General features: G+C 69.5%; 7 protein-coding genes. 4 read left to right on the top strand and 3 right to left on the bottom strand.

The features are described 5' to 3' along the window. Positions 1 to 145: 145 nt before the first annotated feature. Positions 146 to 1,669, bottom strand: coding sequence for a site-specific integrase (locus O9335_RS16065; protein WP_298389982.1), 1,524 nt, complete (start codon positions 1,667 to 1,669; stop codon positions 146 to 148). A 474-nt stretch (positions 1,670 to 2,143) separates the two neighbouring features. Here O9335_RS16065 and imuA point away from each other — a divergent pair, with 474 nt between their 5' ends. From imuA to O9335_RS16045, 4 genes are all read left to right on the top strand, one after another. Further along, positions 2,144 to 3,010 (top strand): translesion DNA synthesis-associated protein ImuA, encoded by an 867-nt coding sequence (gene imuA, locus O9335_RS16060; protein ID WP_298389979.1) that lies wholly within the window; start codon positions 2,144 to 2,146, stop codon positions 3,008 to 3,010. Next, on the top strand, positions 2,961 to 4,304 hold the full coding sequence (locus tag O9335_RS16055) for a DNA polymerase Y family protein (protein ID WP_298389977.1): 1,344 nt from the start codon (positions 2,961 to 2,963) through the stop codon (positions 4,302 to 4,304). The genes imuA and O9335_RS16055 overlap by 50 nt, the downstream gene beginning before the upstream one ends. Positions 4,305 to 4,424: 120 nt before the next feature. Next, complete coding sequence (locus tag O9335_RS16050) at positions 4,425 to 7,667, top strand: error-prone DNA polymerase (protein ID WP_298389974.1); 3,243 nt, start codon at positions 4,425 to 4,427, stop codon at positions 7,665 to 7,667. 43 nt (positions 7,668 to 7,710) lie between these two features. Then, positions 7,711 to 8,874 (top strand): GNAT family N-acetyltransferase, encoded by a 1,164-nt coding sequence (locus O9335_RS16045; protein ID WP_298389971.1) that lies wholly within the window; start codon positions 7,711 to 7,713, stop codon positions 8,872 to 8,874. On the opposite strand, the gene O9335_RS16040 is transcribed toward O9335_RS16045, so the two are convergent. Together O9335_RS16040 and O9335_RS16035 are read right to left on the bottom strand one after the other, a co-directional pair. Next, positions 8,817 to 9,737, bottom strand: a complete 921-nt coding sequence (locus tag O9335_RS16040; RefSeq protein ID WP_298389968.1) for a hypothetical protein — start codon at positions 9,735 to 9,737, stop codon at positions 8,817 to 8,819. The genes O9335_RS16045 and O9335_RS16040 overlap by 58 nt on opposite strands. Positions 9,738 to 9,831: 94 nt before the next feature. After that, positions 9,832 to 11,739: sodium-translocating pyrophosphatase (locus O9335_RS16035; RefSeq protein ID WP_298389965.1), on the bottom strand; the 1,908-nt coding region annotated here is incomplete at its 5' end.

The raw sequence follows: 11,739 nt of genomic DNA, 5'->3' as shown, positions 1-11,739 counted from the left end.
AGTACTCCCCGCGGTGCTCTTGCACCATCCTCACCGCGCGCTCACGCACCTCAGGCGAAAACTTGTTCGACTTGCTCATGGCTCAATCCTTTCAGATTGTTGAGCCTCCTCGAAACCCGGGGCGGTTCAACATGCCTTGTTCGGCTTAGGCTGCCTTGATTCCGATCACGTTCGAAGTAACAGCCTTGCCGCTGGTGATTTCGGACAGGCGGTCCCCAAGCGCCTCAAATGCGCGTTGCCGGTCTTCCATCCGGTCGTCTTGGATGTAGATGCGGTCGAGCTTGTCTTGGGGTTTGTGGTTCAAGCACCGATGAATGACGGCGACGTTCACCCCGGCTCGACTCATCAGGGTGGCGGCTGTTCGGCGCAGGTCGTGGGGTGTCCACTGTCCACCGGGTAAGAGTAGGGCGGTCGTGTTCTTGCTGCGGCCCGACATGCGCTTGTCGGCATCGCGCTGCCGGTCTTGCAACTGCTTGTTGATTGACTTCGTGCAGACTGGTCCGGTGCCGGTGGTGTTGGGGAACACCCAAGGCATCAGCTTGCCATCTTTGCCAATCTCGCGCAGCTCGGCCAGCTTATAGAACTGAGCCAGGGCAAAGTCGCTCAGATGAATCAGATGATCTTGCTGGTTCTTGGTGTCGAAGACTTCCCAGGTTCTTGCCGCTAGGTCGACGGTGCCGACTTTGGCGTTCACCTTCTCGGCCTGCTCTTTCAGTGCGGTTCTGCTCGCCTCGGTGTCGGCCCATGTTGCGCCCATCAGTTCGCCGATTCGGCAGCCGGTGGCAAGCATCAGCCAGATGGCGGTCTCTGTGCGCTGATTGAGCTTGGCGGTCGGAGTCAGCGTTGCCAGCAGGCTGATTTCCTCGGCGCTCAGGGTGCGGTCGCGCTCCACATCCTTACCGCCACCGTCCCGGCCCTTCTTGATGCCGTACGTGGGGTCGGCTCTGACAATCTCACGCACTAGTGCGAACGTGAACATTTGGCGCAGGCTGGATAGCACCATGTTGACCGTCCGGTTCAAGCCCTTGGCTTTGATCTTGTCCAGCACTTCCATGACGTCGGCGCGCCGGACCTCTTCGGCAATGCGGTCGCCGATCAATGGGAACAGGTGCTTTCTGAATTGCTGCTCGATCAGCGCGCCGCCGTCCTTGCGCCCCTGCCGCTCCCCATCTTTAAGCGTTACAGGCTGAAGGTCTGTTTCTTGCCAGCGCGCGAACAACTGACGCACCGTGATGCGGCGCTGTTGCTCAAGTTCAGCCAAGCGCGCGGCCTCTGCGAGTCGGCGCTGCTCGGCCTCGGCTGCTGCGGCCTCGGCTGCTGCTGCGGCAATGGCGGCTTGCCTATCCTGCTCAGCCTTCAGCACTGGGTCTATGCGCCTATCAATGTCACGGCGCAGGATGGCAGTCTTTGCCTTTGCCTCCGCCAGGGTCGCGTCAGGGAACCCAAGTAGCCCGCGTGGGTCGTCGGCCCAAAGCTCTACCCGTACCTGCTTACCGGTGACTGGGGACGCGAAGCGGAAGAACCAGAAGCAGCCGGTGGTCGTCTTGCGCAGATACAGACCCTTACCCGCTCGCAGAATGTCGCCCGCGATGGCCTTGCCCGCCCAGCCCGACACCTCCTTGGTGGTCAGCTCTAAGCCTTGCTTCGTGCCCTGCTTGATGCCCGCCATATGTGCCCCTCAGGTGCCTCTTGATTGCGTCTTGGCAATTTGTTGGCAATTTGAAATTGGCTTTCAGTGTACTTTGATGGACTTCGATAGAGATGAAAAATGGCTAAGTCATTGATTTGGCGAAGTTCTTCGATCTGGCTTGGATTGCCTTGGATGCAAAAAAACAACGAATAACCTAAATGGTGTGCAAGGGATAGCGAGTTCGAATCCCGCCACCCCGACCATTTATCAGAAGAGCCAACGGGCCTGTTCCACAAGAACAGGCCCGTTGTCTTTTCCGGCGCCATTTCACGCGTGCGGGGGCACCCGATGAACGGCGGATGCAAGGCCGAAGCAAGCTCCGTATACTGGATAAAAACACAGTATCCAGATCCCGCCACAGTCTGCGGTGGGGTGGCTTTTCATCGGCTTGTTCTCGGGGGCGCCGTGCCTGCCCATCTCCTCGTTCCTTCGGGCCTTGCGCCCCTCCCGGCGATGCCGGGCTCGTTCGATCTTTTCGATCGGCCTCGCGCGCAAGCGCTGCCGGCCCCGGTCGACCCCTGGCAGCACGACCCGCGCGTGTGGCGCGCCGCGAGCCTGCGCAGCAACGCCAGTCCGTGCGTGTCCAGCGGTTTTGCAGCCTTGGACGCCGAGTTGCCTGGCGGCGGTTGGCCCACGCGCATGCTGTGCGAACTGCTGATGGAGGTGCCCGGCACGTGCGAATGGCGCTTGCTGGCGCCGGCCCTGCGCGCCTGGGCCGCACCGACCATGCCGTCCGTTCGGGCCGCGCGCCGGGCGCGCCGGGTGCCGACTGCGCTTGCTCGGCCGGTGCTGCTCGTCAACCCGCCGCACGTGCCGCACGTGCCCGGCCTGGCCTCGCAGGGCTTGGCGGGCCTGCGCTGGGTGTGGGTGGCGCCGGAGGGCGCGCGGCACAGCCTGTGGGCGGTCGAACAAGCCATTCGTGCACAAGCGGCGGCGGCCGTGCTGGCCTGGCTTCCCGAGGCCCGGCCCGAGCAGTTGCGGCGCTTGCAGGTGGCGGCCATGGCCTCGCCTGCGCCGGTGTTCTTGATGCGCCCTGAGAGTGCCGCGTCGCAAGCCTCGGCCGCGCCCTTGCGCGTGCGCGTCAAGGCCGGGTCGCCTTGGACGCTCCAGGTGCAGGTGATCAAACGGCGTGGGCCGCCGCAGGCAGGCTGGACCTCGCTGCCCGCCGTGCCCGAGGCCTTGTCGCCCTTGCTGACCGCCCGCATGCGCCGTGGGGGGATGCCGCCCTCGCAGCCCGATGCGGAGGCGCTGCGCGATGCCCAGGTGTCCCATGACGCCCCAGCCCCATTGGCTCGCACTGCGCAGTCCGCGCACGGCTGAGGCGCTGGCGCCCCACCTGCAGGGCTTGGCGTGGTGGGCCTTGCGCTTCAGCCCGCGGGTGACCCGGCAGGGCGAGGCCGTGCTGGTGGAGCTGGGCGCGAGCCTGCGCCTGTTCGGCGGGCTCAAGGCCTTGCACGCGCGCGTGAAGGCGCAGGCGCAGGCCGAGTTCGAGGTGCAAGCGCTGGCCTGGGCGCCCACGCGCCTGGGCGCCTTGGCCTTCGCGCGGGGCGGAGTGGTGAACGGGCTCACGCGCCCCTTGGCGCCCTTGCTGGACCGCCTGCCCCTGCACGTGCTGGAGGCCGTGCAGGCCCACCAGCCCATGCTGGCGCGCCTGGGCTGCCGCCGTTTGGGCGAGGTGCGGGCCTTGCCGCGCACGGCCTTGGCGCGGCGCTTCGGCCCCGAGTTGTTGGCCGCCTTGGACCAGGCCTACGACCCTGCCGTGGACGCCGCGCAGGCCCACGTGTGGGAGCAACTGCCCGAGACCTTCGCCGTGGCGCTGGAGCTGCCTTGGCGCGTGGAGCAGGCCCAGGCCTTGCTGGCCCACGCACAACCCTTGCTGCAACAGCTGAGCGCCTGGCTGGCCGCGCGCCACCAGGGCGTGCTGCGCCTGACCCTGGCCTGGCAGCACGACGCCTTTCGGCCGCGCGACAGCGGGGAGGGCGGGTCCATTGCCCTGGCCACGGCCGCGCCCACGCGCGACCTGGCGCACCTGAACCGGTTGCTGGCCGAGCACCTGGCGCGCACCACCCTGGCCGCGCCCGCCGGGGGCTTGCGCTTGCAGGCCGACGAGGTGCACCCCCTGCCCGACGCCAGCACGGCCCTGTTCCTCGACGACGACGGGGGCGACCCCGCGGCGCGCGAGCCCCTGCACCAGTTGCTGGAGCGCCTGGCCGCGCGCTTGGGGCCCGAGCGCGTGCGCCAGCCCGTGCTGCAGGCCGATCACCGCCCAGAATGCCTGCAGCAGTGGCAAGCCTGGCGCCCCGAAGCGCCCGCGCCGGGAAGCCCGCGCGACTGGGCCGAGGCGCCGCACCCGCCCGGCGTGCAACCCACCTGGCTGCTCGACCCGCCCTTGCGCCTGGGTGTGCGCCACGACCAGCCCCAGCACCAAGGCCCGCTGCGCCTGCTGGCCGGCCCGCAGCGCTTGGCCACGGGCTGGTGGGGGGCGGGGGAGGGCGGATCCGTGCAGCGCGACTACTACTTGGCCCACAGCCCACGCGCCGGCTTGCTGTGGGTCTACCTGGACCGCCGCACGCTGGACGCGCCCGAGTGGTACCTGCACGGGGTGTTTGCATGAGCGCGCTGGGCCGCTCCCAAGCGCGAATCCCGGAGCACGCAGTGCGGAGGGTCGTCCAGTGAGCGCGCCGGGCCGCTCCCAAGCGCGAATCCCGGAGCACGCCGTGCGGAGGGTCGTCCAGTGAGCCCCACGGCCCGCCACGTGGCCCCCCCGCAGCTGGGGCAGGACGCGCCCGCGGCCTACGCCGAGTTGCAGTGCCGCAGCCACTTCAGCTTCCTCACCGGCGCCTCCGACCCCGAAGAGCTGGTGCAGCGCGCCCAGGTGCAGGGCTACGCCGCGCTGGCGCTGACCGACGAGTGCTCGCTGGCCGGCGTGGTGCGCGCGCACGTGGCCCTCAAGCGCCTGGTGGCCGCGTGGCGCGAGCGCGCGCCCGAGCGCGACCCCGAGCTGGAGCTGCCCCACCTCATCCTGGGCAGCCAGTTCGCCGTGCACGACGACGAAGCCGGCCCCGAGGCCCCGCCGGCTTTCACCCTGGTGGCCCTGGCCTGCCAGCGCGAGGGCTACGGCCAGCTCAGCCAGTTCATCACCGACTTGCGCCGTGCCTCGCCCGTCAAGGGGCGCTACCGCCTGACCCGTGCGCACCCCGCCCTGAATGCGCCCACGCCCTTGGCGGGCTGCGTGCTGCTGCTGGTGCCCGAGCGCCGCGCCGACGACGCCGACCTGCTGGCGCAAGCGCGCTGGCTGCAGCGCCACGCGCCGGGGCGCGGCTGGTTGGGCGTGACGCTGTTGCGCGAGCTGGGCGACGAGCGTTGGCTGCAGCGCCTGCGCCAGGTCGCGGGGCTGACGGGCGTGCCCCTGGTGGCCTGCGGGGATGTGCACTTCCACGTGCGCTCGCGCAAGCCCTTGCAAGACGTCATGACCGCGATCCGTGTGGGGCGCCCCGTGGCCGAATGCGGTTTTGACTTGCAGCCGCACGCCGAGCGCCACCTGCGCAGCCGGGTGCTGCTGGCCCAGGTCTACCCCCCCGACCTGCTGGCCGCCACCCTGGCCGTGGCCGAGCGCTGCCACTTCTCGCTGGACGAACTGCGGCACGAGTACCCGTCCGAGGTGGTGCCCCCGGGGCGCACGGCCATGGCCCACCTGCGGCAGTTGACGCACGAGGGCCTGCAGCGCCGCTGGCCCGCCGGGCCCGACCCGCGCTGGGTGGCGCAGGCCGAGCACGAGTTGGCCCTGATCGAAGAGCTGCGCTACGAGCACTACTTCCTCACCGTGGCCGACATCGTGGCCTTCGCCCGCTCGCGCGGCATCCTGTGCCAGGGCCGGGGCTCGGCGGCCAACAGCGTGGTGTGCTTTGCGCTTTTCATCACCGCGGTGGACCCGGCGCGCAGCACCCTGCTGTTCGAGCGCTTCATCAGCCGCGAGCGCAACGAGCCGCCCGACATCGACGTCGACTTCGAGCACGAGCGCCGCGAGGAGGTCATCCAGTACCTGTACGCCAAGTACGGCCGCCACCGCGCCGCGCTCACCGCCGTGGTCACCCGCTACCGCGCGCGCAGCGCCATCCGCGACGTGGGCAAGGCCTTGGCCCTGCCCGAGCCCCTGGTGGAGTCCCTGGCCAAGGACCACCACCGCTGGGGCGACGCGCTGCTGCCCCCCGAGCGCCTGGCCGCCTTGGAGGCCGAGCTGGGCCTGGACCTGAACGACCCGCGCCTGCGCCAGCTCATCGCGCTGGCCCGGCAGCTCGAAGGGCAGCCACGGCACCTGAGCCAGCACGTGGGCGGTTTTGTGCTCACGCAGGGGCCGCTGTCGCAGGTGGTGCCCATCGAGAACGCCACCATGGCCGACCGCACCGTCATCGAGTGGGACAAGGACGACCTGGACGCGCTGGGCCTGCTCAAGGTCGACGTGCTGGCGCTGGGCATGCTGTCGGCGCTGCGGCGCTGCTTCGACCTCGTGCGCGAACTCGGCCGCCCCACCGACCTGGCGAGCATCCCCGAGGGCGACACCGCCACCTACGACATGATCTGCGCGGCCGACACCGTGGGCACCTTCCAGATCGAAAGCCGGGCGCAGATGTCCATGCTGCCGCGCCTGAAGCCCCGCTGCTTTTACGACCTGGTCATCGAGGTCGCCATCGTGCGCCCCGGCCCCATCGAAGGCGGCATGGTGCACCCCTACCTGGCCAACCGCGCCAAGCGGCCCGAGAACATCGTCTACCCCAGCGAGGCCCTGAAGACCGCGCTGCAGCGCACTTGCGGCATTCCCATCTTCCAAGAGCAGGTGATGCAGGTGGCCATGATCGCCGCCGGCTTCACCCCCGGCGAGGCCGACCAGCTGCGCCGCGCCATGGCCGCCTGGAAGCGGCCGGGCGACCTGGCGCGCTTTCACGCGCGCATCCTGGCCGGCATGCGCGAGCGCGGCTACACCGACGACTTCGCCGAGGCCATCTTTCGGCAGATCCAGGGCTTCGCGTCCTACGGCTTCCCCGAGTCGCACGCCGCCAGCTTCGCGCTGCTGACCTACGCCAGCTGCTGGCTCAAGCGGCACGAGCCGGCGGCCTTCTTGTGCGCCTTGCTCAACTCCCAGCCCCTGGGTTTCTACACGCCCGACCAGCTGGTGCAGGACGCGCGGCGCCACGGCATCGAGGTGCGGCCGGTGGACGTGGCCCACAGCCGCGTGGAAAGCACGCTGGAGCCCCGCGACGGCGAGTCGCAACCGGCCGTTCGCCTGGGCCTGGACCGCGTGCACGGCCTCGGCAGCGCGGCGGCCGAGCGCATCGTGCAGGCCCGCGACACGGGCGGTGCCTTCGTGCATCCGCAAGACCTGGCCTTGCGCGCGGGGCTGGACGCGCCCGACCTGCAGCGCCTGGCCGCCGCCGACGCGCTGGCCTCCCTGGCCGGCCACCGCCGCCAGCAGGTGTGGCAGGCCAGCGCCCTGCGCCGCCTGCCGCCGCTGCTGCAGGGCAGCCTGCCGCCCGACGAGGCGCTGGACCTGCCCGAAGCCCCCGATGGCGAGGCCGTGCTTTGGGACTACGCCGCGCTGGGTCTGAGCCTGCGCCACCACCCGCTGGCCCTGCTGCGCCCGCGCCTGGCGCCGCGCGGCGCGCTCAGCACCGAGGCCCTGCGCACGCACCGCCCGGGCCGCCGCGCCACGGCCTGCGGCCTCGTCACTGTGCGCCAGCGCCCACAAACCGCCAAGGGCACCTTGTTCATCAGCCTGGAGGACGAAACCGGCACCACCCAGGTCATCGTTTGGCCCGCCATCTACGCCCAACACCGCCGCTTGCTCATCCAGGCGCGGCTGCTGATGGTGCACGGCGTGTGGCAGCAGCGCGATGGGGTGGGGCACGTGCTGGCCCGGGACTTCGAAGACCTCAGCCCTTGGCTCGGTCGGCTCGACCTGGACAGCAGGGACTTTCATTGAGAGCGCGCCCCGATCGAGCGGCAACAGGCAAGATCGCGCCCCCATGGAATTGACCTTGCGCTTCCTCGACGACTTGACCTCCCATGCTTCTGCCTGGGACGCGCTGCTGGCCCAGCAAGACGCGCCCACGCCCTTCATGCGCGCGTCCTTCCTGCGGGCCCTGGGCCGCACCGGCGCCGCCTGTCCCGACACCGGCTGGCAGTTGCTCTGGCCCACGCTGTGGGGTCAAGGTCAGGAACAGGACACCCTGCTGGCCGCCGCGCCCCTGGCCCTCAAAGGCCACTCCTGGGGCGAGTTCGTCTTCGACCAGGCCTGGGCCCGCGCCTACGCCCAGCACGGCCTGCGCTACTACCCCAAAGCCGTGGTGGCCGTGCCCTTCACCCCCGTGCCCGGCAGCCGCTTGCTGGCCGTGGACGACGCTCACCGGGCCTTGCTGGCCCGCGCGCTGCGCGACTGGACCGAAGCGCAAGGCCTGAGCGGCTTGCACCTGCTCTTCGGCAGCGAGGCCGACGCCCGCGCACTGCAGGGCTTGGACTTCGCCACGCGCGAGCAGCCGCAGTTCCATTGGCAGCGCGACCCGGCCTGGCAAGGCTTCGACGACTTCCTGGCGGCGATGAAGCGCGACAAGCGCAAGAAGATCCAGCAAGAGCGCCGCCACGTGCGCGACGCCGGCGTGCAGGTGCGCGTGGTGGCCGGTGGGGCCATCACCGAGGCCGACTGGGCCTTTTTCTACCGCTGCTACGCCCGCACCTACGCGCTGCGCGGCAACCCGCCCTACCTGCCCGAGGGCTTTTTCCAGCAAGCGCTGAGCGGGGGCGACCGCTGGGTGCTCTTGATCGCTGAACACGAGGGCGCGCCCATCGCCGCCTCGCTGCTGGCGCAAAGCGCCGACGGCCGCACCGTGTACGGCCGGCACTGGGGCGCGGTGCGGGACCTGCCCTTCCTGCACTTCGAGCTTTGCTACTACGCGCCCTTGGCCTGGTGCATCGCCAACGGCGTGCAGCGCTTCGAAGGCGGCGCCCAGGGCGAGCACAAGATGGCTCGGGGCCTGCTGCCCGTGCCCACCCAAAGCCAGCACTGGCTGGCCGACCCGCGCTTTGCCGATGCAGTCGGCCGCTTCGCCGACGAAGAGCAGGCCGCCATGGCGGCCTACGAGGCCGAGTTGGCGGCGCGTTCGCCTTTCAAGCCGTCCCAGTCGGGCGCATAGCTCGGCTGCACGCTGGCGACTTCGGCCCATCGGGTGCGCCACTGCGCCAGGAACTGCTGCGCCAGCGCCCCTTGGGGGGGCAGGCGCGAGCCGATGTAGTGCTGCTGGCGCAACTCTTGCACCTGGGCTTTCAAGCGCAAGGCCATCAGCGCCAGCGCATCCAGCCCTCGTTCGCGACCGCGCGTCACCGACTCCGCCATCACCGTGTTGGGATGCTGGCGCAACAGCACCAGGTGCGCCCGGATCAGGCGCATCCGCCCCTGCGCCAACTGCTCGCAGCGCTCCAACCATTGCCACTGCGCGTGCAAGTCGAAGCCGCTCAGCCGCACGGGCGACTCGCCGGCAGCGATGAGCAAGCCCTCCAGCACGGTGCGGTCTTGGTTGGCGTAGGCCAAGTTGGCGTCGCGCATCAGCGCTTCTCGGCGCGTGCGCTCGGCTTCACTCGGCGCGCGGTCAGGGTGCAGGCGCATCGCTGCCAGCCGGTGCAAATGCTTCAGCGAAGGCGCCGTGGGGGCATCGCTTTCGGCCGGCGGCTCGGGCCATGCCACAGCCGCTGGCAAAGTGGGCAGGGTGCGCCGCGTGCGCAGCGTCGGCAAGCGCACCGGCGGCCCGCCTTGGGCCTCGGCCATGGCATCGAGCATGCGTTGCAAATCCAGCTGCAGGCCTTCCAGTTCCTGCCACAAGGGACCCAGCCGCTGCTCGTACTCCGACCAAAAGGCCAGCACCGATTGGCTCAAGGCCTGGAACTCCCGCTCCAGCGTCGTCAGGAAACCGCGCAGTTCATCCAATTGCCGGCGCCGACGCGCCACCTCCAGCCGCCACAAGCCGGGGTCGAGCAATTTGGGGTCGGCGCCGCGTTGCATGAGACCGAGATTGTGGGCTGAGCGCGCCGACCCATCGGCAGCGTCGGCATGAAAAAAGCCCGCCGAGGCGGGCTCTTGCGCGAGGGCAGGGGGCTCACTGAGAGGCGGGTGCGCTGCCAGCCTCGGCCGCCATGGGGGCGACCGGGGCCGCCGAGGCTGGGGCTTCAGCCGTGGCGGCCGGCACTTCCGCCTTCACCGGCGCCGTGCCCATGGGCAGCAGCGGCACGATGAGCAAGGCCACGATGTTGATGATCTTGATCAGCGGGTTCACGGCCGGGCCGGCGGTGTCCTTGTAGGGGTCGCCCACGGTGTCGCCCGTCACGGCGGCTTTGTGAGCCTCCGATCCCTTTTTGTGCACGACACCCTTGTCGTCTTTGAAGCCTTCTTCGATCAGCTTCTTGGCGTTGTCCCACGCGCCACCGCCCGTGCACATGCTGATGCCGACGAACAGGCCGGTCACGATGGTGCCCATCAACAGCCCCCCCAGCGCGGCCGGGCCCAACAGCAGGCCCACCACGATGGGGGCGATCACCGGCAGCAGCGAGGGCACGATCATTTCTTTGATCGCGGCCGTGGTCAGCATGTCCACCGCGGCGCTGTAGTCGGGCTTGCGCTGGCCGGCCATGATCTGGCCGTCCGCAAACTGCTTGCGCACCTCCACCACCACCGCACCGGCGGCGCGCCCCACCGCCTCCATCGCCATGGCGCCAAACAGGTAGGGGATCAGGCCGCCGATGAAGAGGCCGATGATCACCTTGTGGTCGCTCAGGTCAAAGTTGACGTGCATGCCACGCGCTTCCAGCGCGTGCGTGTAATCAGCGAACAGCACCAGCGCCGCCAAGCCGGCCGAACCGATGGCGTAGCCCTTGGTCACTGCCTTGGTGGTGTTGCCCACGGCGTCCAGCGGATCCGTCACGTCACGCACGGCGGGTGGCAGTTCCGCCATCTCCGCGATGCCCCCGGCGTTGTCCGTGATGGGGCCGTAGGCGTCCAGGGCCACCACGATGCCCGCCATGCTCAACATGGACACCGCGGCGATGGCGATGCCATACAGGCCGGCCAACCAGTAAGCCACGAAGATGGCCGCGCACACGAACAGCACCGGCCACGCGGTGGACTTCATGCTCACGCCCAAGCCCGCGATGACGTTGGTGCCGTGGCCCGTGGTGCTGGCCTGGGCCACGTGCTGCACCGGGTGGTATTGCGTGCCGGTGTAGTACTCCGTGATCCACACCATCGCCGCCGTCAGGCCCAAGCCCACCAGGCAGGAACCGAACAGCGCCATGGCGCTGGCGGTACCGCCGCCTTTGAGCCCTAGGCCATCGGGGAACATGGCCCGGGTGACGAAGAAGAAGGCCACCGCGCTGAGCAGCCCCGAGACGATCAAGCCCCGATACAGCGCAGGCATCACGTTCTTCATGTCCGGCTTGGCCTTGACGAAGCCGCAGCCGATGATGGAAGCGATGATGGACACACCGCCCAACGCCAGCGGGTAGATGACTCCGGCCAGCGCGCTGCTTTCGGCCAGCATCAGCGCCCCGAGCGCCATCGCCGCGATCAGGGTCACGGCGTAGGTCTCGAACAGGTCGGCCGCCATGCCGGCGCAGTCGCCCACGTTGTCGCCCACGTTGTCGGCGATCACCGCCGGGTTGCGCGGGTCGTCTTCGGGGATGCCGGCTTCCACCTTGCCCACCAGATCCGCGCCCACGTCAGCGCCCTTGGTGAAGATGCCGCCGCCCAGTCGCGCGAAGATCGAAATCAGCGACGAGCCGAAGGCCAAGCCCAGCATGGGCTTGAGCGCTTCACTCGTGGCCCCCGTACCGCCGGTGATGGCGTAGTAAAAGCCGCCCACGCCCAAGAGGCCCAGGCCCACCACCAGCATGCCGGTGATGGCGCCGCCCTTGAAGGCCACGTCCAGCGCCGGGCCGATGCCTTTCGTGGCCGCTTGGGCAGTGCGCACGTTGGCGCGCACTGAGATGTTCATGCCGATGAAGCCGCAGAT

It is taken from the genome of Inhella sp. (genome assembly GCF_027532025.1).
Taxonomy (GTDB): Bacteria; Pseudomonadota; Gammaproteobacteria; order Burkholderiales; family Burkholderiaceae_C; genus Inhella.
The sequence above is the reverse complement of the archived record's forward strand: the minus strand, read 5'-3'. Positions and strand labels throughout refer to the sequence as shown.

Coding starts and splice junctions, on each gene's coding strand:
- O9335_RS16065 (WP_298389982.1), bottom strand. CDS start 1,669: ATGGCGGGCATCAAGCAGGGCACGAAGCAAGGCTTAGAGCTGACCACC.
- imuA (WP_298389979.1), top strand. CDS start 2,144: ATGCCGGGCTCGTTCGATCTTTTCGATCGGCCTCGCGCGCAAGCGCTG.
- O9335_RS16055 (WP_298389977.1), top strand. CDS start 2,961: ATGACGCCCCAGCCCCATTGGCTCGCACTGCGCAGTCCGCGCACGGCT.
- O9335_RS16045 (WP_298389971.1), top strand. CDS start 7,711: ATGGAATTGACCTTGCGCTTCCTCGACGACTTGACCTCCCATGCTTCT.
- O9335_RS16040 (WP_298389968.1), bottom strand. CDS start 9,737: ATGCAACGCGGCGCCGACCCCAAATTGCTCGACCCCGGCTTGTGGCGG.